This window comes from Acinetobacter wuhouensis (assembly GCF_001696605.3).
GTDB classification, from domain to species: domain Bacteria; phylum Pseudomonadota; class Gammaproteobacteria; order Pseudomonadales; family Moraxellaceae; genus Acinetobacter; species Acinetobacter wuhouensis.
Window position 1 is genome coordinate 2,898,989 of sequence record NZ_CP031716.1, and the last position, 23,278, is coordinate 2,922,266.

Here is a 23,278-nt window from a genome sequence, read left to right on the forward strand (position 1 = left end):
AGCTGAATGCATCAATCAATCTTATTCAAATACACCAGCAAAATAATATGTTCCATTGATTGTATTTGAACCAATTTTCACATTATTAAATGTAAAATTTTGCTTTGAATTATCTACCGTTAAACCAGTACATGCTGTATTTCGATCTCCACAATGATAAATCGTTTCACCTTGAGTTAAAGTCGCACTTAAATGACCTTTAAATTCCTGAATAATAGTAAGATTACCTTGTTCTTTAAAACCTAGTTCATAAAGTTTCTGATCATTTCGCGTATATGCTTGAACATTTGAATTTATCAAAGATAGTTTATTCATATTATTCAAAATTAAATTTGATTGATCAAATGGTACAAATGCATTTGAGCTTAAAATTTTCATCTGATCATTTGAATTTTTGAGTTCCAAACTATTTAAGTTTAGTTGCAATCCCTGAGTTGAGGTAGACCATATTTCATTTGGTAAATCAGTAATTCGATATGTATCAGTATCCGTCGAAATAACGATAGCAATATCATTTTCTGAAGTTGTATTATAAGTTTTAATAATAGTCAGAAATATTGATTTATCGCCATTTTTTAATATTAGACTCCGCTCTGTCCGTAGAACTTGATTTTCATAAGTTGAGTCAACCTCCTCATAACGTTGAATTTGGTATTCATCTTTATCAAATATGATTTTTCCTTGTATTGGTATTGCAGGAAACCGATTACTTTGAAAAATTGGCCAATTGCTTTCTGAATAGTAATTCAGTTTTCCAGATACTGTTACATTTTTTAATTCTGATAAATCTGTAATTTGATGAGATGAATCTCCCATATAAAATTGATTTGGTGCATCCACTAAAGTGACTTGAATTTTCTTTTTTTGATTTAGGTCTGTAATCGAGTATGTGCTATTTGATGAACAATTAAAATTAGGAAAACAAATAACTAATTTAGCTTGATTGATACCTGCCTTAGTATATGCCATTGTAAGTTTTACGTTGTTGTCTTTATTAAATTCTACATTCGTAAATGCAGGATATACTTCACCAATAGCATTAAAAGAGCCTAAAGAAATAGGTTGATTACCTGTGGCTACGATTGTGTACTCTAATTTTGATTCATCAAATTTCATTGTTTCAGAGATACCATTACCCTTAACAATCAGATAACTAGAGTCATTATCAACTTTAGACGAATCAGAATGATCACTACCACCACACCCAGCTAACACAAACATACTAAGTAGAGAAGAAACAGCTATTTTTTTCATAATTAAACCTTAATAAAACTCTTTTATTTTTAACTAGTTCTTAAATTATTTTATAACAGTTTTTTTACTTGGCGAAAATGCTATAGCCTGCAATAATCCACTTATCCTTTCTTTTTTATAAATAAAGCGAGCCTGACTGTGACTTTTTCTTCAGAACAAGATTTTTTAAATCAATACAATAAGAAAGACTTTGAAGCTCCTTTATTTACAGTCGATATGGCGATTTTTTCTGTTAATGCAGGTCAATTACAAGTTTTACTGATCAAGCGTTCCAATTTTCCACAAAAAGACAAATGGGCGCTACCGGGAGGTTTTGTCGATTTATCCAAAGATACAGATTTAATGGCTTCGGCACATCGTAAATTGGTTGAAAAAACAGGGTTGAAGTCACCACATTTGGAGCAAGTGTGCACGGTGGGCAATGCAACCCGTGACCCACGTGGTTGGGCGGTGACTTCTTTGTATTTTGCGCTGATTGATTTTAAAGAGTTTCAACGCATCGCTACTGAGCAAACTGAACAAAATAAGACTGAGTACAGCGAATGGATGACGATTGCTGATGCGAAAAAACTCGATTTGGCTTTTGACCACTTACAACTTTTAGATATGGCAGTGGAACGTTTAAGTTCTAAGGCACGTTATACCGCTTTGCCTGTCAGTTTGATGCCTGAATTGTTTACGTTGACTGAGCTACAACAAATTTATGAAATTATTTTAGGGCAAAGTTTAGAAAAGAAATCGTTTAGACGCCGTATGATTGAAGCGGGTGCAGTTGAAGAAACCGATCAATCGAAAATTGCAGGGAAACGCCCTGCTCAATTGTATAAATATGCTTTGGATAGTTTTGATTTTCACTTTCCAAGAATTTTGGAGTATCCGAGGAATTCACTTGATAAATCTTGAAATTATAAAACTTTAATAAGTAGTTCTGGAGAGAAGCTCATTGAGCTTTCTCGTATTTATTGATTTCCCTCAACAACAACATAAGTACCCATAGACATTTTTTCTTTAAGACATTGAACAATTTTTGCTAAAAAGTTCATAACCTCAATATCTGTAACATTTAATGTCTGAATTTTAGAAATGATAAGTAGAATATTCTCTTGATCGAAATAATTATCAAAACACGTATCAAAATACTGTTCCATCTCTCCTGAGTAAGGATTTAAAACAGGATACACTGATCTAAAAATTTCAATCACATAAGAAAAATCATCACTTGGTATGAAATACATCCTATTTCGATCATTATCAATTGGCTCAAAATCTTTACCTGCTGCCCAAATAAAAAAACCAATCTTGCTTACAGCTTCAGGATTTTCGTCAATTGTTAACTTTATTGGCATCGTATTAAGCACATCATTTTTATAATTTCAGTATTTATACATTGAAACCAACAAAATTGCTTTATCTTTAAATAAAGATCAAACAGGAATAATAACAATGACCGCCCTCACCTACTTCGAAATCCAATCCTCAAATCCTGAACGAGAAGTGAAATTCTATAGTGAAGTCTTTGGTTGGACATTTACAAAAGTCGAAGGCTTACCGATCCAATATTATCAGATCGAAACAGCAAATATTCACGGCGGCTTGCTCGAACGCCCTGCACAAACGCCTCCAATACATTGTGGAACCAATGCATTTACCTGCTCATTTGAAGTTGCTGATTTTGATCAAACTGCTGAGAAAATCTTAGCTTTGGGCGGTCAAGTTGCAATGGAAAAATTCGCCATTCCCAATAAATGCTGGCAAGGTTATTTTTTAGATGCCGCTAACAATACTTTTGGCTTAGTTCAAGTCGATCCAAATGCAGGATAAAAGAACAAGCTGTAAAACTTAGGCGACCAATCGTGTCGCCTATAGAAATTCATCCATCCTGAATATTCGAAAACATGCTAAATTACACAGGGCATTTCAAAGACTTGAGTTCACATGACTGTACGCTTTTTTCATACTTCAGATTGGCATTTGGGACAATTTTTCTATAACCATTCCCGTCAATACGAACATGAACAATTTTTAGTATGGTTACTTGAGCAAATCAAAGAAAAACAGCCACATGCATTATTAATCGCAGGCGATATTTTCGATGTGATCAATCCTGCATCATCGGCACAAAAACAACTTTATCAGTTCCTTGCAGATGCCCACGATCTTGCACCACACATGCAAACCCTCATGATCGCAGGTAACCATGACTCAGGTTATCGTATCGAACAGGTTGAACCATTACTTGAAAAATACCATGCTAAAACAGTCGGTGTAATTCATAAAAATAGTGAAGGTTTAATTGATTTAGATCGTTTACTCATTCCAATTTATGATGAAAATAAAAACATCGTCGCATGGTGTCTAGCTCTACCCTTTTTACGTCCTGCAGAAATTACAGGGTTAAATGAACACACAACGAATAGCCAAAATGCGATTGCCTATGTGCATCAGCAACTGATTTCAGCAGCCAAACAACGTAAAACCGATGATCAAGCTTTAATTTTGATGTCACATGCTCACATGCAAGGCGGTGAAACTTCGGACTCAGAACGCCCGATTATTATTGGTAATGAAGAGGCACTTTCGACTGCACTTTTTGATGATGTGATTGACTATGTGGCACTTGGACATTTACATAAACCGCAGAAAGTTGGTCAGGAACATATTCGCTACAGTGGTTCACCGATTCCTCTGTCATTCAGTGAAATAAACTATAAACATCAGATTGTTGAAGTTACGATTGATCCATCAAAAAATGATGAATCGCGTTTTCACTATGATGCAATTGCCATTCCACGCAGTATCAAACTGCATAAAATCAAAGGCGAACTGAATGAGGTTTTTACGCAGTTAAAAGCCTTAGCAAGTGGTGAAATTGACGATATTGATCAGCGTGAATATGTGGATATTGAGTACCATACCCATGTTCCGCCACAGCCAAATTTAAGACAACAGTTTGAAGATGCTTTGCCACCGGATCGTTATCGTCTAGTGCGTATTTCCCGACAATATTTAACCACAGAAAAAAATGGCGATGATGCAATTCAAGTCAGTTTAGAACCACCAACACCTGAAAAACTGTTTCAACAGATTTGGGAAAAAAATGGTTATGCCAATGATGATGCTGTGTTGAAAGATTTTTTAAGCCTCGTTCATGAAGCCGAAAAATCACTTGAAGATGAACACAAAGCATAAGGAGTTGCCATGAAAATTTTATCTATTCGACTTAAAAATCTGGCATCTCTTTCAGGTGAACATTTTATTGATTTTGAATCTGAACCTTTGGCTTCGGCAGGTTTAGTGGCGATTGTCGGGAAAACAGGTGCTGGCAAATCCACCATTTTAGATGCGATGTGTCTTGCCCTGTTTAATAAAATTCCGCGTTTAAAAGACAGTGATGGCAAACTCACTGATGTTGATGGATCAGAATTATTGACCAATTCACCACTGACCGTTTTACGTCGTGGCACGGCGCATGGTTTTGCTGAACTGACCTTTGTGGCACAGGATCAAAAGCACTATCTGGCACGTTGGGAACTGAAACGTTCACGTGAAAAAGCTGATGGAAAATTACAAAGTGTACAACGTTATTTAAAATGCCTAACCTATGGTGTCGTTGTTGCGGATAAAGCCAAAGCTGTAGATGCAAGTATCCATCAAATCACCCAACTCACATTTGAACAGTTCACTCGTGCGGTACTTTTGGCACAGTCTGAAGTGACCGCATTCTTAAAAGCCCGTGACAATGAACGTGGTGAATTACTTGAATATTTAACCAATTCTTCAATCTTTGCCAAGATCGGTCAATTGGCTTTTGAGCGCACCAAAGCTGTTGCTATAAAACGTAAAGAGCTGGAAAATTTGCTTGGACATATCGAGATCCTTTCAGATGAACAGGTTGCTGAATTGTCCAATCAGTTTCAAATGGTTAATACTGAATATCAAAAACTGGATGCTGAAAAATCACAACTTGAAAAGCTACGTCTATGGTTTGAGCGTAAGCAAAAGTTTGATCAAGAGATTATTTTAAAACAACAAACAGTTGATACGCATCTTCAAGAGCAACAAAACTTAGCACCTGAACGTGAGCGTTTAACACGTTTGGAAATATTCTCCGAAATTCGTCCGCATGTGTTTCAGCAACAGCAACTGATCAAAGCTGAACAGGAACTTGCGCCACAAATTCAGCAACAGCAAAGTATCTTTAATGAATTATCAACGCAGTTTGAAGCTCAAAAAACTCATTATCTACAAGCTGAAACTGCACTGGCTGAGATTCAAAATTTTGAAAATCTAAACTTAGACAAAATCAATACTGTACGTGACTGTAATACTGAGCGTGACCGTATCGTGATTGAGTTTAAGAAAATCCAAGTAAAGCTTGCTGAGTTAGAACAAGCTCAACAACCTTATGCACAACAGAAACAACAGCTTGAACAACAAATTCAGCAGATTCAACAACAGCAAGATCATGTGACTGGACAACTGTTATCTACCCAACAATTTACAACTTTAGATAAAGGCTTATCTGCTCACCTACAGCAACTCGTGCAATTTATTCAGCAATATCAAAATATTGAAAATCAACTCGGTAATCCTACACAAGCCGAAAAACAGCTCAATGCGCAAAAAACTGAATTACAACAAGCCATTGCACAGTCTGGAAATATTGAGCAACTTGAAAAACATCTTGAAGATGGACGACAACAACGAGAATTAAAACTCAATCAAGCTAATCAACTGGATGTGATTCAGCAAAAGCTCAATCAATACTTTGATTTACACAGTGAATCTCAGCAAATTCAAACCAAATTTCAAAATATCACGGCGCAATTACAGCAAAGTGAAAAAAGCACCTTAATTGCTGAACAAGACTATCAATCCGCCAAAGACGCACGATTGAAATTACAAGAAATTCTGCAACAGCAACGCTTACTCCACACTGAAAATGTAGAACATTTACGTGCAGAACTGAATAATGGCGAGCCATGTCTAGTCTGCGGTAGTACTTCGCATCCCTATAAAGTCGATGATTCTACGGTATCCAAAGCCTTGTTTGACCTACATCAACAACAGGAACAGCAAGCACTGGTTAAAGAGCAAGAAACTTTAAAAAATTGGCAACAATCACAGCAAAATTTAAGTAAATTCTCTGCTGAGCATGAACAGTTAAAAAGTGCAATTCAAAGCAACTCTGAGAAAACTGCGCAAATTGTAAATGCTTTAAATGAGCAGATTCAAACAGCGAATATTCAACTGAATCTGAACTTATCATCTGCTGAAATTACACAAAAAATCCAACAATTTATTCAGCAAAATCAGTTCGATTTACAGCATATTGAAACACAGACCAATCAGTCGATTGTGAATATTAAACAGCAACAACACCTGATTCAAAATATCCAACAAGCTGAACATTTACTGCAAAATGCACATAATTTACAACAACAAGTTTCACATCTTGTGGCGTGTCTATCCGATACTAAAAAAGAACAATGGCAACAACAGACGACTGCTCAAGCACAGCAACTACATACACAACTTAAAAACCGCTTACTACAGATTGAGCAATTTGAACTATTGAAACAACAACTCGATCATGCATCACAACAGCTTCATACTACACAGTTAAATCTGGATAATACGTCAAATCAAATTGCTGAAACGACGGATAACTTCAATGCGATCAAGGTTAAAGGACAACAGAATACTGAAAAAGCCAATCAGCTGATCTTAGAAATGACAGGTTTAACTGACATTAAACCGAATGAATGGTTGGCTGAACATGATGCCAAACGCCAAAATTCACAAGTGCATTATCAGCAACTGAAACAGCAGTTTGACCAATCACGCAGCCAATATGAACAGCAAAAAAGTCGTGTAGAACAGCTACTGGCTCAGCAGCAACAAAGTCAGAATAGCCTGAGTCAGGTGAATCGTGATATTCAAAACTGGTTGAATGTTCATGCTGATTTTCAGGTGAATGATCTGGCTGAACTAACACAGATCACGTCTGCGCAGGAACAGCAGATTCGCCAAAACCTGCAAAATACTGAACGCTTACTGCACGAAGCAAGTTCTGTGCTTAAAACCATTCAGGCGCAACTGGCGGAGCATGTATTGCAACAACCTGAGATTGATTTTGCACAATTACAGCAGTTGATTACAGATAATATTGAAGCACTGAAAGCGCAGTCTGAACTTCGTGATCAGATCAAAATTGATCTGGCAAAACATGAAAGTAATGTACAAAAGCAGAAACAATTTGCCGATCAGATTCAAGAAGTGCAACAAGAAGAACATCGCTGGAGCAAAATTTCAGGTTTAATGGGCGATTCGACTGGTAAAAAATTCCGTGATTATGCTCAACAGTTTAACCTCGATATTTTACTTGAACATGCCAATCAACAACTGGCGATGTTATCGCAACGCTATACCTTAAAGCGTCTGGATAACTCATTAAGCCTCGCCATTATTGACCATGACATGGATGGTGAAACCCGTTCTGTGGCTTCGCTCTCAGGTGGTGAATCTTTCCTGACTGCCCTTGCCTTGTCGCTTGCGATTGCCAATATGGCTTCAGGTTCAATGAAAATAGAATCTCTGTTTATAGATGAAGGCTTTGGCACACTCGATGCTTCATCATTACACATGGTCATGAATGCTCTCGATCAATTGCAAAACCAAGGACGTAAAGTGGTGCTCATTTCCCATATTCAGGACATGCATGAACGGATTCCTGTACAGATTCAGGTACGTCCATTGGGTGCAGGTGCGAGTACGATTGAGGTGGTGAGTTAATTATAACTGACCACTTTGTTTTTAAATTTTATCATATTCAACTTGGACGGCTTCACAGCTTGCTTTTTGTTCTTGTTCAAAATTTTGAATTTTTGTTAATAGTGCATCATAACTACTTTGTTCTTTAAGTAGCTCTTGATTAAATTCATCCTTATGTTTTTCATTATTCTTAAGCATCTGAATTAATTTATGATTAATCACACAACGCCAATATAAATAGGTATCAGAACTTTCAGCATCACCACTCGCTAGTGAAATCCTTTCTGTGAGAATGAGGTCTAATCCGTACTGAAAATTTTCCCTAAAATCATGATATGTCTGTTGTTCTGAAATATCCACATGATCAAGATCTGAAGCATTCACCTGAACAAAAACGCTAAATATTCCAGCTAACATCAATATAGATTTAAAAATTTTCATTATTCTCCCTCTTCATAAAATGAAAGAAGCACTCAAAATAAGTGCTTCCCAAATTACCTCAATCAACGATCTGCTGGAAAAGCATTTGGTGGTGGTGCATATTTATTAACAGGCTTTGCTTCTTCTTCAGGAGATTCAAGTTCGTAAATCGCAGTACCAATCACACCTGCATTTTGGATTGAACCATTGTCCGAATTTGCTGCATAAGACTCTTCTGGCTTGCTGAATGTAAATGATGCAACCGCACGTTCACTTTTACGGAAACCTTCGATCTTCAACGAATCATGAGCATGTAGAATATAACCTGCATTGCTACGAGATGCTTCACTACCATTAATCACATCAACACCATCGACACTGGCAACCACTTCAAAGGTTTTGCCCGTATTATTTTCATATTGAAGTTGATAGCTACGCCCTTCTCGACCTTCTAGGTAATAGCTTTGTCCAACACGATAGATAGGTAACTTATTACCCTGATCATCAATCACGGAGAATTCAATTTTCCCAGCAGCTAAAGAAATTGAATTGACCGATTTTCCTTGGTAATTTTTATCTGCATATTGCACGATACTTTCAGCGATTGGGTCACTCGACTTACGCTTTAAATCGACCTCAGTCACATGAGAGTCAATTTCATCCCCCCATTTCGTTCCAAGCTTTTCATCACTTGCAACATCATTATTGGCAGCTTCAGTAGCAGCATCTGCACTGGTCGTTTGAGTATTACTATTTGAAGAACTTTCTTCCGCTTTTTTCGAACAAGCAGCAAGAAAAATACAGAACAAGAGGCATAACAGAATATTTATTTTTTTCATTATGTTACCTATTTTAAAGTTGTAAATAAGCTTCCAATCGTTTTAATGCTTTTATTTACCGCATTATATGATCAGAAATTTTGGGTAACTTAGACTATTATCACAGCCATCATATCAAGATGATTTTAGATTCACGATCATCAAATGGTTATAATTTTGTAATATTATAACATCTCAATAAAATTTATAATGAGGCATCTTTCGCCTCATTTTTAGATAGATCACCTAATCTGCTGGAAATGCATTCGGTGCAGGCGCATATCCATCATTTGTTTTTTTGGGTGGGTAATACTTAGGGGCTTTAAGTTCATAAACCACGGTACCAATTACACCTGTATTTTGAATTGAACCACTCGCGGAATTTGCTGCATAGGAGTTCTGAGGTTTACTGAACGTAAATGATGCAACGGATGAATGACTTTTTCTAAAACCTTCAATTGCAAATGAACTATAAGGGCGCAGAACATAACCACTCTTTGAACGAGATGCACGGCTACCATCGAGCACATCTAAACCATCAACACTCGCCACAATTTCAAAAGTCTGATTACTGGTATTTGAATAGCGAAGTTGATAACTTTGCCCATCATTTGCTGATAAATAATAATTTTGACCATCACGATATAACGGTAAAATTCGCCCGCGATCATCAACAACTGAAAAGCTAATTTTCCCAGAAGCTAAAGAAATGCTATTGATACCACGACCTGAAAACTGCTTACTGGCATAGCGAATTTGAGTTTCATCAATGGGGCTACTACTTAGACGCTTCAAATCGACTTGTGTTACATAAGAACTCAAATCATCGCCCCACTTTGTTCCTAAGCGTTCATCTGAGCGCACATTATTTTGCGTAGATGCAGCTCTAGGATTGGCTTTAGCTTTTGCATGAGTGGATGATGGAGCAGGTTTTGCAGAAGTTTCCGCTTGTGGTACAGGTGCATATTCTGCTTCAGAAGCAGTCTCTGAGGTGGCAATTTTTGTTGTACTACACGCGCTGATTAAGCAGGTCAAAAAAAGCCACAGTAAAATTTTTGATTTATACATGTTCCATTCCCTATTTTTAGAATTATATTGAAATCAGTATAAATAAATTGATTGTTTTGATACGTTGAAAATTGTTAAACCACTTTCGCTTTAAAAATTCACTTCAACATACACTCTCTAAAATGGCTCATTTGTCAAAGACCTATTCCAATCATTTAAAATAAGCCTTTGAAAATGCAAATAATGCTTTCTACTCTTGCATCGGGCGCAAAGTTAATATCTGCTCACTACGTCCAAAAGGTCCTTGTGTATCATGCAAAATCGAACTAGATAAACCAATCCCATCCGCACCATATTGCTGAACTGCTTCAATGCCCAACCATTTACCTTGTGGCATGCGATACAAATGAATTTGCAAATCTAAATTTGGAAATCCCCAATCAAATGGACGATTTTGTCTAGGCACAATGCCATTCGCCATATCTGACATACAGACCAATTGTACAAATGGTGAGGTTGATTGCCCCTCGACCATATCGACATCAGTACTTAACCACACCAATCCTTTACCATTTCTTTGCTGATTTGAGCGTGCTTCTACAGTCTTGGTATATTGACCACGCCACTGATGAATCCCATCGAATACTGGCATATTTTCAGGGCTTTCAACAGCTAAATCTTCAAGCCCTGCAATTGAAGAGGTATCTGAGGTCATCATACGCCAAGTATGTGCAACGACTAAAGTTTTACCTTGCCCTTTCATCGTCGACTCAATCAATTCAATGGTTTTACCAGCACGAATAGTTTTAGTCGTGATTTCAATTTCACCCAATGCAATCAAACCATAAATATCGAGGCTAATTCGCCCGATGCGCATATGCTGACGTGGTGCATATTGTTCTAGTTCTGCACAAATAATTCCTGTTGCAGGTGCCATATGTTGCTCATTGGGATTCCATGCACCTTGGGCATTCATGGTTGACACATAATGAGCGGTCACTACACCTTGAGCATCGATTTGACGATCAATCAATTGATAATATGCAGACATAAACTTCCCTGAAATTTTTAAATACTTGCGCGTTAAACTAATCTTTTGGAGTTATTTTTGTACTGAACTTTAGTGGTAAAGTCTAATAATTAAGGCAAATATGACCTCATGGGTTCTCAAGTTTGCAATTGCTGTTATTAGGGATGATATAAAAATGGGATGTTTGACCTGCTAAATGCGTATACCTCTTACGTAAGTCATGAAATGTTCGAATCTTAAACCCAGAGGTGTATCGAGAATTCCTTCTCTTACGCCATATATGGCTCAGGGATGAGGAGGTAACTCCGCAAGAGGATGAGGGGGACTGCTAATTAGGACTACTAATTAGAAATGCTCAAATGCTATCCACAATCACTTTCATAATAAGCCTCCTCTAAAAGGAGGCAAAACATCATGACAATAAAGCACTAAACTGACTTTGACCTACACCAACTTTGAATAGTCTCTCGCACCAAACAACGCAGTTCCCACTCGAACCATGGTTGAGCCTGCAGCAATCGCCTCGCTTATATCGCCTGACATTCCCATACTCAACGTATCCCAATCTTCAGGATGTGCATGTTGTGCTTTCACATTTTCAAATAAAGCTTTTGCATCTAAAAAAGCTTGTGGATTGTTTGGCGCAGGAATCACCATCAAACCACGCAATTTTAAATGTGGTAGTTGACTGATTTGAGCAACTAAATCGGCAACCTCTTCAGGCTGACAACCATCCTTAGTGTCTTGAGCATCAATATTGACTTGTAAACATATATTTAATGGTGCTTGTGTTGCTTCACGTTGATTCGATAATCGTTCAGCAATAATCAAACGATCCACCCCATGCACCCAAGCAAATTTTTCAGCCAAATGTTTGGTCTTATTGCGTTGTACATGACCAATAAAATGCCACTCAATCTCTAAATCACTTAAAGCTTCAATTTTATCCAAAGCTTCTTGCAAATAATTTTCCCCAAATGCGCGCTGTCCTGTTGCATACATTGCTTTTAACATTTCACTGGGGTGCGTTTTTGAAACTGCCAATAATTGCACCTGACTCACATCTCGATTTACTGTCAAACAGGCTTGCTGAATTTGTTCTAACACATGATTTCGAGCTTGATTTAGATCATTCATTGATAGGATTCTCATTTCCAAAAAAATTCAGCTTCCAAGCGATGAAATTGTTGGTTATGCTGAGTGAAAAGCACTATTATTCTACAAAATAATTAAGTGAATAGCTTTAAATTCGGGGACATTATGGATATTACAGAATTATTGGCATTTTCTGTCAAAAACGGGGCATCAGACTTACACCTTTCAGCTGGTATGCCACCGATGATTCGTGTGGATGGTGAAGTTCGCCGTATCAATTTACCAGCTTTAGAACATAAAGATGTTCACCGTCTTGTTTATGACATCATGAATGATAAACAACGTCGTGATTTTGAAGAACAATTAGAAACTGACTTTTCGTTTGAAGTCCCTGGTGTTGCCCGTTTCCGTGTCAACGCATTTAACCAAAACCGTGGTGCAGGCGCTGTATTCCGTACCATTCCTTCTAAAGTTTTAACGATGGAAGATTTGGGTCTAGGACAAATCTTTAAAGATCTTTGTGAATTACCTCGTGGTTTAATTCTCGTCACAGGGCCTACAGGTTCGGGGAAGTCAACAACCTTAGCAGCAATGGTTGATTTCATTAATGACAATCGTTATGACCACATCCTCACAGTCGAAGACCCGATTGAATTTGTGCACCAGTCGAAGAAATGTTTGATCAACCAGCGTGAAGTGCATCGTGACACCCATGGCTTTAATGAAGCACTGCGTTCGGCACTGCGTGAAGACCCAGACATCATCCTCGTCGGGGAAATGCGTGACCTTGAAACGATTCGTTTGGCACTCACAGCTGCGGAAACAGGTCACTTGGTATTTGGTACGCTACATACCACGTCTGCGGCAAAAACCATTGACCGTGTGATCGACGTATTCCCAGCTGAAGAAAAAGACATGGTTCGTGCCATGTTATCTGAATCCTTACAAGCTGTTATTTCTCAATGTCTACTGAAAAAAACAGGTGGTGGACGAGTTGCCGCGCATGAAATCATGATCGGTATTCCTGCAATCCGTAACTTAATCCGTGAAAACAAAGTTGCTCAAATGTACTCTGCGATTCAAACAGGTGCAAACTATGGTATGACGACATTGGATCAAAGTTTAAAAACACTGGTATCTAAAGGTGTAATTAGCCCTCAAGTTGCACGAAATTCTGCAAAACAACCAGAATCATTCTTATAAAAATGGATAATTAGGAATTAAAGATGGACTTTAATGACTTGCTCAATATGATGATTGAGCAAAAAGCATCCGATTTATTTATTACGGCTGATGTTGAACCATCAATGAAAATTAATGGTCAAATCGTACCTGTGGTAAAAACCAAGTTGAATGGCGACATCATCATGCAATTGCTCAACTCAATTATGAGTGAAAAGCAACGTAAAGAATTTGCCGAAACTCGTGAGTGTAACTTCGCGATTACCAATAAAGACAAGACAGCGCGTTTTCGTGTCAGCGCATTTCAGCAACGTGATATGCCAGGCATGGTTTTACGTCGTATTGAAACTAAAATTCCAACGATGGAAGAGTTAAAACTTCCACCAATTCTAAAAGATTTAGCCATGACCAAACGTGGCATTATTATCTTTGTAGGTGCGACAGGTACGGGGAAATCAACCTCTTTAGCATCGATTATTGGTTACCGTAACCATAATTCTAAAGGTCATATCATTACCATTGAAGACCCGATTGAATTTGTTCATGAACATGCGGGTTGTATTATTACCCAACGCGAAGTGGGTATTGATACCGATTCATTTGAAATCGCGTTAAAAAATACCTTACGTCAAGCACCCGATGTAATCTTAATTGGTGAGATTCGCTCTCGTGAAACCATGGATTACGCGATTGCCTTTGCGGAAACGGGTCACTTGGTTTTTGCTACACTGCACGCCAACAACGCCAACCAAGCCATTGATCGTATTATTCACTTCTTTGAATCTGACCGTCATAGCCAATTGTTCATGGACTTGTCGCTGAATTTAAAAGCGATGATCGCGCAACAGTTGATTCCAACACCAGATGGTAACTCTCGTCGTGCTGCGATTGAAATTCTAATCAACTCCCCTTTAATTTCTGATTTGATCCGTAAAGGTGACATTCACGAAATTAAAGATTTGATGAAACGCTCACGTGAGTTAGGGATGCAAACCTTTGACCAAGCCTTGTTTGACTTATATAAAGCAGGGCAAATCACCTATAAAGATGCACTGAAACATGCAGATTCACCAAATGATTTACGTCTACAAATCAAACTGGATGAAGAAGGTGGTGCACAATTGCTCAATGCAAATACTAAATTAACTTTCGACGGTCAATAGATTTCACAATTGCCAAATACGTCATAAAAAAGGGAGCTGAATTCATTCAGCTCCCTTTTTTAATTTGTTGTATTTATGTGATTTTTAGCGCTTACGATATGCTTCCTGACATTCAGGTGCATCACAATAACCATATAAATTCAACGAGTGTCCAGTCAATTTGAAACCGTGCTTATCTGCAACTTCATGCTGTTCATGTTCGATAATATCATTAGTAAATTCAACAACTTTATTGCAGTTTTGACAAACAATATGATCATGATGATCTTCTTGCATAATTTCAAAAACAGAGTGATTGTTTTCAAAATGATGACGCTGAATAATACCCGCAGCTTCGAATTGTGTTAACACACGATATACGGTAGCCAAACCGACATCTTCACCTTGCTCAAGTAATGTTTTATAAATGTCTTCCGCGCTCAAGTGGTGTTGTCTTGAATTTTCTAATAATTCCAAAATCTTGATTCGTGGTAGGGTAACTTTAAGTCCAGCTTTTCGTAAATCTTGATTTGAAATAGGCATATAAAAAGGTCTCTCAACAAATTTTAAGTTGGAATATGCAACAGAGTTGAGATGCAGTATGATCTATCCGTGGATCAATTGCATCATAATTAATTTGGGATAGTGTAGCAAAATGCAAAAAATCATGCTGACGTTATTCGTCGCTTCTTTACTTGGTGGCTGTTCAGTATTTGGAGTATACAAAGTTGATATTCCTCAAGGAACACCCTTAACCCAAGCTCAAGCTTCAAAAATTCAAGTCGGTATGAACTACCAACAAGTCCGTTTCTTGCTTGGTAGCCCAACAGTCACAGATCCAATGAATCCAGGACGATGGGACTACATTTACAACTATATCCCAGGAACTTATGCAAAAAAAGCCAAGATTCCCGCAGCACATGGTCAACATCTCAAGGTTTACTTCGATGAAGCAGGTGTAGTCACCCAAATCGAAGGCTTAGACACCATTCCAGAGTCTCAACCAGGCTTACCAGCTTCTAAAGAAGCGATATTGAATGCGCCCCCACTATAGACACTTTGCTATAAAAAGAAACCCCTCATTGAGGGGTTTTTTATATGCATTCAATTGTTTAAAGCGATTATTGAAATAATTGCTTATTTGAATAGCAATTGTTGGTAACGATTGCCACGACAATAACGCCCTACAGGATTCGCTTTGGCGCGATTACGGCGAATATCTTTAGGGTTAATGGTTAAAGCTCTATATATTTCAACACGATCCCCTGCGGCTAGCAGTTGTTGTTGATCTTTACATTTCACACCAAAAATACCAAAACTAAAATTTTCAGGTAATTCTACCTGCGCAGCCAAACCGCTTTGAGCAATCGCATCAGCAATCGTCATACCGTCACAAAATTGTAACTCAATGTGAAATTGCTGCGTTTCAGCAGCATATGCGACCCAAACTTTCGACACACGCCCACCTTTAATTTTTAAATCAATTGACCAATATAGGCAACGATTGCCAAGATAATTGCCAAAGGAATAACAATACGTACCGCAATACGCCAAATATTATAGAACGCTTCTGAGCTAAAATTCATGGCTTTACGCAAATGACTGATCTTCATGATCCAACCCACAAAGATTGCATAGATCAGACAAATCACTAAGCCCCATAACATGAGCAATGGATTAAAGATCGTCGAAATATTTGGAATTGCCCAAACCAACAACGCTGCTAGTAATACGACAAATTGAATCACAATCGAAGTTTGACGCTGTGCCAATTGTTCTTTTGCCAGTTGCAACAACAATGCAGCAGAAACAATGGCTGTAAATAATAAGGTATAAGCTGGAATTTGCGCTGAAACTGCAAAGAAACCAAATGCAATCACAGCTAAAATTTGCGCGACCCAAATCGGTAAAGCTGTTTTCGATGCTTCATTATGTTGTTGCGTATTCAGCAAACTGGTTTGCCAATACAGACCTAAACCTAAACCAGTCGCTACAAGCGCTAAAATACTCGCTTTACCCCATTCACTGAACTCAACAGGTGTCACGTGCCATGCTTGTAAATTCGTTCCAAAGACATTGGCAACAACCAACGACAACACAACACCAAGCGCTGTCAAAGCAATTAAGATTTGACGAGGAACAAATGAAAGTGCGAAAGCAACAACAGCAACGCCGACAAATGCGATATTCGTCGCGACAGGTAACTGTGCGAACTGTACAGCACTTTGACTAATATTAGATAAGATTCCACCCGCAAGGAACGGAATGAATACGACAGCCAACCACCCTACAATACGCCATGATTGAGACGCATCTGCATCACGCGTTAAACTCGACAACGCATTCAGCGCGGTTGTTTTCGAACGCTTTGCCAATGCTACTTCTAAATAAGTAATCGGCAATGCCAAAATCAGCATTGACACTAACCACAATATCCAAAAATCAATTTGTCGATCAAGCTGAATACCCAAACTTGGTGCCAAGCCTGCAATAATCATAAATGAGAGACAAAATGCCATGAGCGGCGATAACCATCGTGACATAGAATAATCCTGCATGAGGTGTTTCGTAAAAAGTTCTGCTATTTTGCCTTTCTCGTTGCTGAAAATCAAAACATAAAAGAACATCGCAAAAGAAAAAAGCAAATCACCCCTCGATGATTTGCTGCGCTAGATTTTTTATAATCTATCCACTTTCTTTTTATACCCTCTGAATTTTTTTAGTTAGAGAGTTGGTCACTTCCATAATTCATTCAAATATTGCCGTTATATCACCAGCATTGATTCGATATTATGAGAAGAATCTTGCAAACCAATTCTTACCTTTTTTCTTCTCGTTTTCTTTAATAATGCCCATCATATTCAACTTCACAGCGCCGACATAATCTGCATCATCGTGTTGAATATGGTTAATTAACCATTTTGAAAGCACTTCATGTAATTCTTTTTCAATTGAATTACCTTGTTCAAAACTGGTGCGATAGCTTTCAATACGTTTAATAAATAAATCATGTACACGTTTATGTGGAACACGATATTTATAACCCGCTTCTTCTTGCAAACTTTCCTCAAAAGTAAAATGCGATTGAGTATAGTCAATAATATTATCAAGAATTTGCTTAATACGCGCACGATCCGTTGCAATACCAATTTCATCAATTTCATTGATGTAATCCAAAATCCTTTTATGCTGATCGTCAATCACATCGATACCAGTATTATATTCTGGAATCCATTTCATCTTCATACGACCACCTTAAAAAAAATAATGTCTTCATATTTCGAAGCCATCATAGCGACTATTAATTCAAATAAAAATGAACTGTATTACTCGGAATTAATAAAAAAGTATGCATTAAAGTTTAAACCATTGTTTATATGTGTTAATTATTTTAATTCAAAGTAAAAGAGTAAGATATTATTTAACCAATTTGAATCGTGATCATAATCACAATCGCTCAAAATTGTTTTAAATTTTAAATATATAGTTTAATTTAATTAAATTCAAAATGGTTTTTATTAATATTTAATTATGAATGAAAATATTTTCAATGACCCATCCTTTTAAATATTTAAAAGACATGTATATGAATAATTCAATTTACCATTTAAAAATGAGGAGCTGTATTTATTTTCTGTCTCTATACATTTAAAAAGAAGTAATGACTTTCAATATCACTACTCCTTTTATATTTTTATATTAATGCTTAAAATTAATACTGATCTGCTTTAGTTTTTCGCACCAAACTCGGATCTGCCGCTTCACGAATCAGTCTTTCCACTCGTGTTGTTGCAGTTTTCACCATCTGACCTTCTTTAAATAAAATCATTTCACCAGGCTGATACGCTGTCCATACTTCATTTTCAGTCAGTGGCTCAGTGGTAATCACAGCAACACGGTCTTCTTTGGTGGTAAATTGACTAAAATCAATATCGACATCAATATCGACTAATCGCGCGTAAGTAAATGGGTACTCACGAACAATCCAATGCAGCTTCGTCGTTGCATAAGTGAAAAGTGCTTGCCCATTCGAAAGGCAAAAATTAAACGTACCATACTCTGCGATCTTCGGAGAAATTTCTTCAAGTAAAGAAAATATATCATTCAAACTTGGCTCAAAATATCCAAAACGAAGTACCAACTGTTCAAGCAAATAACAAAATGCTAATTCACTATCCGTACTACCTACTGGTGTAAAACGCCCTGATAAATGCGGATTAAAATGATGTAAATCACCATTGTGGGCAAAAATCCATTGTCTACCCCACAACTCTCGCATGAAAGGATGCGAGTTCTCTAAAGTAATTTTACCTTGTGTCGCTTTACGAATATGAGCAATCACATTGCGTGATTTAATCGGGTAATTACGTACTAATTCAGCAATAGGAGACTCAACAGCCGATTGATTATCAACAAATAAGCGACATGCTTTATCTTCAAAAAAAGCAATTCCGAAGCCATCAGAATGATCAGATGTTATTCCTGCGCGTTGCGAAAAACCTTTAAAAGAAAAGGTAATATCCGTCGGTGCAGCACAGTTCATTCCAAGTAATTGACACATAATTGATTCATTCATACAGCATTTTAGTTATATGAATATTGTGCATGAGTCGTCACAAGCTTGCAAATCTCAATCACTGATATTTACTGCAAATGAAGTCATATTCGACCAATGATTTGTTTATGAATGAATGATGCTTAATGCGTAGCTGATTATCATCAATGAGTATCAAAAAATAATTAGTGATTGTAGATTTCAAATCAGAGGTACTATCGCGATAGGCGACACGGATGTCGCCGTTGGGCGGGGGTATAGGATATACCCCTCGCCCAACAAAGGATTTTTGTTACTTTTCATCCTTGAAAAGTAAGTATCGCCTACACAAATTGAACTAAACTTTGCAAGGCAGATGGGGCTGTGCTAGCTCAAGAATTTTGTTGTGATAGTCAATGTGTTGAGCACTCTCAGTTTTTAAACATTCTTTAAATACGTAACATCAGTAATTAATTGAATTGAGAATGCATTTCTATTTTTTATAAGAAAAGCATTCTCGTTTACTTTGTAATACAGATCAAAACACTTAGCGATTAACCATTTTATTTAACACAAAATTTTTCGCTACTTCATTAACATCTAAAAATACAAAATAATCTAGACAGTTAAATGATTCATCATGAAATGCTTGCTTAGATAAACGCGCATTCATTTTTAAATAAACATCAAACAATTTCGGGATGCGTTCATCTTGCGGAAAACTATATTCAGGATGCGTTGGTTCAAAAGCAGGTTTTGCTTTCACATCAATCGATTGTTGTTCAGACATTTTTTTTAGATGTTGGTGGGTATAGTAAGCACGTGCTTTATTGTCTTCTAAACGAATACTGACACAGCCCATCAAGTGCTTGGCTTTCATTTTCCACAATACTGTGGGTACCAAGTGTAACCATAACATCGACAATGCACGTCCATTTCGATAACGTGGATGCACACAAGTACGTCCAATTTCTACGATATTGCTTAGATTTGAAAATTGAGAAACATCAAACTCTTGTGCACTATAGCTTTGTGCCAACTCATGACCTTGTACCAACTTTAATCGTGTATAAGCAACGATTTCATTACTCCATTTGTCACGCAGTACTGCATGCTCACAATCAAGATCATACAAATCTTGATCTAAACCATTTTCAAATGTAATGCCAAATTGATCTGCGAATTGAACTGCACGGAATTTTTGTACTTCTTTGAGCGTTTTGAGGTCTTCGACCCATTCAAATTTATATTGTGATTGTGCTTTTTTAGGTTTTGGAAGTGGTAAAGGAATACTAAAATTTTGACGAACTTGATTTAATTTTGCGAACATATTTTCTGCTCCTTGTGCTTTTATTAACACTAGGCAATCCACATGACAAAGATGTGACGAAATAATGAACGTTTTAAAACAGCTTATAAATGGTCATTCAAGTTTGAAAGAAACTTTTTATTTTTAGCTAAAATAGAACTAAAAAACTCTCCCCATCTCGGGAAGAGCTTAAATATAGAGCAAGCTTAAGACACAAAAATAAATGATTAATGTGCTTTGGCACGATTGGTAATCAACGTCCCGACACCATGATCGGTGAAGATTTCCAATAAAGTTGCATGTGGCACACGACCATCAACAATATGCGCACTCACCACACCACCTTTTACAGCATCTAGCGCACAACCGACTTTTGGAATCATACCACCATAGATCACACCTGTTTCGATCAAGCGATCAACTTCTTGCGTGCTTAGACCTGTAAGCAGATTTTTATTCTCATCCAACACGCCCGTGATATTGGTTAATAGAATGAGTTTTTCAGCACCCAATGCTTCAGCAACTTTACCTGCGACGAGATCCGCATTGATATTATAGGTTTGACCATCTTCATCTACACCTAAAGGCGCGATGACAGGAATAAAATCACTTTGGGTGAACATTTCTAAAACGTCAGTTTTAACACCCACGACTTCACCAACCAAACCTAAATCAATTTGAGTCACTGAACCATCATCTTGTGTCTTTTCCATCAGTAATTTTTTAGCGCGGAGCAAATTACCATCTTTACCAGTAAGACCAATCGCACGACCACCGTGCTTATTGATCAAATTGACAATAGATTTATTCACACTACCGCCCAAGACCATTTCAACCACTTCCATGGTTTCAGGATCAGTGACACGCATTCCATCAATACGATCAGATTCACGACCTAATTGTTTTAATAATGAATCGACTTGTGGGCCACCACCATGCACCACGATAGGATTTAAACCTACAGTTTTGAGTAACACGATATCGCGAGCAAATGAACTTTCCAAAGCTGGATCAGTCATTGCATTGCCACCGTATTTCACCACCAGCGTTTTACCTGAAAAACGTTGAATGTACGGCAAAGCTTCAGTCAATATTTGTGCTTTGTCGATGCCAGTATGCTGATGTGACATTCGCCTCTCCTTAATAAACTGTAGGAATTAGACTGAAGATATTGAAAATAAAACAGTCAATGTGCTCGTAGAATATCTTGAGCGATCATAGGATAACGATCACTGAGCATAGACGCAAATGTCTGACGAATTTCGTCTAAACGATTTGGACAATCCGCATCAAAACGTACTGTGAAATATTCACCAGTATTCGATGCTCGAATAATCCCAAAACCATGTTCAAAATCGAGGCGTATCCCATCTATTTTACTCAGTTCAGCACCGAAACTTTGGCTTAAAGTTTCAATTTCATTGAGTACAGTTTTAGGATCGGTATGATGAGTACTGATGTAAGTATCTTCAGTATAAAAACGGTCAGGATAATCGGCTAAAATTTCAGAGAGAGTTGCTTGTGGGAATGCACACATATATTCCATGACACGCAGCGCAGCATATAAGCCATCATCATAGCCCATACCACGACCATCATTAAAGACATAATGCCCTGCATATTCTCCACCAAAGACCGCTAGACCTTTAGATTGCGACATATATTTGCGTAGAAAACTACTTCCTGTGCGAATCATTTTGGCTTTTCCACCCAAATGCTCAACCGCTTGGCGTACCATTGAAGAACACTTCACATCAAATACAATTTCATGTTGTGGATGATCTTTCAAACAAATCTGCGCAAACAGTGCCAATAAACGATCTGCTGAAATAATGTGGGCATTTTCATCCAACAATACCACTCGATCACCATCACCATCTAAAGCGATGCCAATATCCGCTTGGTGATTGAGAACATTTTGATGCAGTAATTCTAAATGTGTAGCTTGTGATGGGTCTGGCGCATGATCAGGAAAATTACCATCTGCATTACAACGAATCGCAACGACTTCACACCCCAATTTCTTTAAAATCAAATTGGCACAAAAACCTGCAGAACCATTTAAGCCATCGATCACGACTTTCAAAGGTCGAGTTAAATGAATATCTTTTAGAATGGCATGTTGATATGAAAGACAATATTCAGATTTGATTTGATGCGAGATTTTAAAATTACTTTCTAAACCTGAATGTTTTTCGCCTTGTAAATACGCAGAAGCCAGTATGCCAATTTTTTGAATCATTTCAGGTGATGGTGGTTCAGACTGAATAATCCATTTAATCCCATTATCTGTTTTAGGATTGTGACTTGCCGTCACCATGATACCGTTCCCTTGCGTACTACGTGCAGCAAAGTACAGTTGTGGGGTAGAACAACATCCAATTTCAGTAACCTGAATATTATTATTTTCAAAAACTTGTTTTATTAATTGTGCAAATATTGGGCTGCTTAAACGTGCATCATAACCTAAGCTAACCTCAGTTTGACCTTTTTCAATAAATTGACTCGCCAAAGCATTTGCAATTCCCTGAATAAGCTCAGGTTGCATCATTTCAACTTTTCCGCGAATGTCATAAGCACGGAAAATTTGGAATGGAAAATTATACATTTTATTCATAAGCAAAACTTCTATTCGCTTAACCCTTTATGTTGATTCAATTTCTAAACTTTTAGAATAAAAAGTTAAATCATTTATGTGAAAGCTATATCTTT

The 23,278-nt window shown here is 37.4% G+C and carries 22 protein-coding genes; 7 read left to right on the top strand and 15 right to left on the bottom strand.

Annotated elements, in window-relative coordinates; all coding sequences use genetic code 11:
• Positions 1 to 21: 21 nt before the first annotated feature.
• Complete coding sequence (locus tag BEN71_RS14460; protein WP_068975787.1) at positions 22 to 1,254, bottom strand: hypothetical protein; 1,233 nt, start codon at positions 1,252 to 1,254, stop codon at positions 22 to 24.
• A gap of 138 nt (positions 1,255 to 1,392) precedes the next feature.
• Between BEN71_RS14460 and ntrR the strand changes: the two genes are divergently transcribed.
• Positions 1,393 to 2,157 carry an ADPR responsive transcriptional repressor NtrR gene (ntrR, locus tag BEN71_RS14465; RefSeq protein WP_068975788.1) on the top strand — a complete coding sequence of 255 codons (765 nt, stop codon included), beginning with the start codon at positions 1,393 to 1,395 and terminating at the stop codon, positions 2,155 to 2,157.
• A gap of 56 nt (positions 2,158 to 2,213) precedes the next feature.
• On the opposite strand, the gene BEN71_RS14470 is transcribed toward ntrR, so the two are convergent.
• Complete coding sequence (locus tag BEN71_RS14470; protein WP_068975789.1) at positions 2,214 to 2,600, bottom strand: hypothetical protein; 387 nt, start codon at positions 2,598 to 2,600, stop codon at positions 2,214 to 2,216.
• Between the two features lie 97 nt (positions 2,601 to 2,697).
• Between BEN71_RS14470 and BEN71_RS14475 the strand changes: the two genes are divergently transcribed.
• From BEN71_RS14475 to BEN71_RS14485, 3 genes are all read left to right on the top strand, one after another.
• Positions 2,698 to 3,075: a VOC family protein gene (locus tag BEN71_RS14475; RefSeq protein WP_068975790.1), complete on the top strand. Its 378-nt coding sequence runs from the start codon at positions 2,698 to 2,700 to the stop codon at positions 3,073 to 3,075.
• 114 nt (positions 3,076 to 3,189) lie between these two features.
• Positions 3,190 to 4,443 (top strand): exonuclease SbcCD subunit D, encoded by a 1,254-nt coding sequence (locus BEN71_RS14480; RefSeq protein WP_068975791.1) that lies wholly within the window; start codon positions 3,190 to 3,192, stop codon positions 4,441 to 4,443.
• Positions 4,444 to 4,452: 9 nt separating this feature from the next.
• Positions 4,453 to 8,049, top strand: coding sequence for an AAA family ATPase (locus BEN71_RS14485; RefSeq protein WP_068975792.1), 3,597 nt, complete (start codon positions 4,453 to 4,455; stop codon positions 8,047 to 8,049).
• A gap of 21 nt (positions 8,050 to 8,070) precedes the next feature.
• Here BEN71_RS14485 and BEN71_RS14490 read toward each other — a convergent pair whose 3' ends face one another.
• The 5 genes from BEN71_RS14490 to BEN71_RS14510 form a co-directional block, all read right to left on the bottom strand.
• Positions 8,071 to 8,469 (bottom strand): hypothetical protein, encoded by a 399-nt coding sequence (locus BEN71_RS14490; RefSeq protein WP_068975793.1) that lies wholly within the window; start codon positions 8,467 to 8,469, stop codon positions 8,071 to 8,073.
• A 62-nt stretch (positions 8,470 to 8,531) separates the two neighbouring features.
• Positions 8,532 to 9,287 (bottom strand): hypothetical protein, encoded by a 756-nt coding sequence (locus BEN71_RS14495; RefSeq protein WP_068975794.1) that lies wholly within the window; start codon positions 9,285 to 9,287, stop codon positions 8,532 to 8,534.
• Between the two features lie 225 nt (positions 9,288 to 9,512).
• Positions 9,513 to 10,334: a hypothetical protein gene (locus tag BEN71_RS14500; protein WP_068975795.1), complete on the bottom strand. Its 822-nt coding sequence runs from the start codon at positions 10,332 to 10,334 to the stop codon at positions 9,513 to 9,515.
• Between the two features lie 190 nt (positions 10,335 to 10,524).
• A complete protein-coding gene (locus BEN71_RS14505) occupies positions 10,525 to 11,325 on the bottom strand; it encodes a thioesterase family protein (protein WP_068975796.1) in 801 nt (266 codons plus the stop codon).
• Between the two features lie 423 nt (positions 11,326 to 11,748).
• Positions 11,749 to 12,441: a YggS family pyridoxal phosphate-dependent enzyme gene (locus tag BEN71_RS14510; protein ID WP_068975797.1), complete on the bottom strand. Its 693-nt coding sequence runs from the start codon at positions 12,439 to 12,441 to the stop codon at positions 11,749 to 11,751.
• 123 nt (positions 12,442 to 12,564) lie between these two features.
• Between BEN71_RS14510 and BEN71_RS14515 the strand changes: the two genes are divergently transcribed.
• Positions 12,565 to 13,602, top strand: coding sequence for a type IV pilus twitching motility protein PilT (locus BEN71_RS14515; protein ID WP_068975798.1), 1,038 nt, complete (start codon positions 12,565 to 12,567; stop codon positions 13,600 to 13,602).
• Positions 13,603 to 13,625: 23 nt separating this feature from the next.
• Complete coding sequence (locus BEN71_RS14520; RefSeq protein ID WP_068975799.1) at positions 13,626 to 14,744, top strand: PilT/PilU family type 4a pilus ATPase; 1,119 nt, start codon at positions 13,626 to 13,628, stop codon at positions 14,742 to 14,744.
• 84 nt (positions 14,745 to 14,828) lie between these two features.
• Here BEN71_RS14520 and fur read toward each other — a convergent pair whose 3' ends face one another.
• The gene (gene fur, locus BEN71_RS14525; RefSeq protein WP_068975800.1) at positions 14,829 to 15,266 is read right to left on the bottom strand and encodes a ferric iron uptake transcriptional regulator; all 438 of its coding nucleotides are present in this window, start codon (positions 15,264 to 15,266) and stop codon (positions 14,829 to 14,831) included.
• Between the two features lie 112 nt (positions 15,267 to 15,378).
• On the opposite strand from fur, the gene BEN71_RS14530 reads away from it, so the two are divergent.
• Positions 15,379 to 15,777 carry an outer membrane protein assembly factor BamE gene (locus BEN71_RS14530; RefSeq protein ID WP_068975801.1) on the top strand — a complete coding sequence of 133 codons (399 nt, stop codon included), beginning with the start codon at positions 15,379 to 15,381 and terminating at the stop codon, positions 15,775 to 15,777.
• A gap of 83 nt (positions 15,778 to 15,860) precedes the next feature.
• Here the strand turns inward: BEN71_RS14530 and BEN71_RS14535 are convergent, their stop codons facing one another.
• The 7 genes from BEN71_RS14535 to BEN71_RS14565 all read right to left on the bottom strand — a co-directional run bounded on the left by BEN71_RS14535 (position 15,861) and on the right by BEN71_RS14565 (position 23,183).
• Positions 15,861 to 16,181, bottom strand: coding sequence for an RnfH family protein (locus BEN71_RS14535; RefSeq protein WP_068975802.1), 321 nt, complete (start codon positions 16,179 to 16,181; stop codon positions 15,861 to 15,863).
• A 17-nt stretch (positions 16,182 to 16,198) separates the two neighbouring features.
• A complete protein-coding gene (locus BEN71_RS14540; RefSeq protein ID WP_213073242.1) occupies positions 16,199 to 17,281 on the bottom strand; it encodes a hypothetical protein in 1,083 nt (360 codons plus the stop codon).
• A 232-nt stretch (positions 17,282 to 17,513) separates the two neighbouring features.
• A complete protein-coding gene (locus BEN71_RS14545; RefSeq protein ID WP_068975804.1) occupies positions 17,514 to 17,969 on the bottom strand; it encodes a bacteriohemerythrin in 456 nt (151 codons plus the stop codon).
• Positions 17,970 to 18,435: 466 nt separating this feature from the next.
• Positions 18,436 to 19,284: a class II glutamine amidotransferase gene (locus BEN71_RS14550; RefSeq protein WP_068975805.1), complete on the bottom strand. Its 849-nt coding sequence runs from the start codon at positions 19,282 to 19,284 to the stop codon at positions 18,436 to 18,438.
• Positions 19,285 to 19,804: 520 nt separating this feature from the next.
• On the bottom strand, positions 19,805 to 20,587 hold the full coding sequence (locus tag BEN71_RS14555) for a GNAT family N-acetyltransferase (protein WP_068975806.1): 783 nt from the start codon (positions 20,585 to 20,587) through the stop codon (positions 19,805 to 19,807).
• A gap of 206 nt (positions 20,588 to 20,793) precedes the next feature.
• A complete protein-coding gene (gene argB / locus BEN71_RS14560; RefSeq protein ID WP_068975807.1) occupies positions 20,794 to 21,696 on the bottom strand; it encodes an acetylglutamate kinase in 903 nt (300 codons plus the stop codon).
• Between the two features lie 56 nt (positions 21,697 to 21,752).
• Positions 21,753 to 23,183, bottom strand: a complete 1,431-nt coding sequence (locus BEN71_RS14565; protein WP_068975808.1) for a phosphomannomutase/phosphoglucomutase — start codon at positions 23,181 to 23,183, stop codon at positions 21,753 to 21,755.
• Positions 23,184 to 23,278 lie beyond the last annotated feature (95 nt).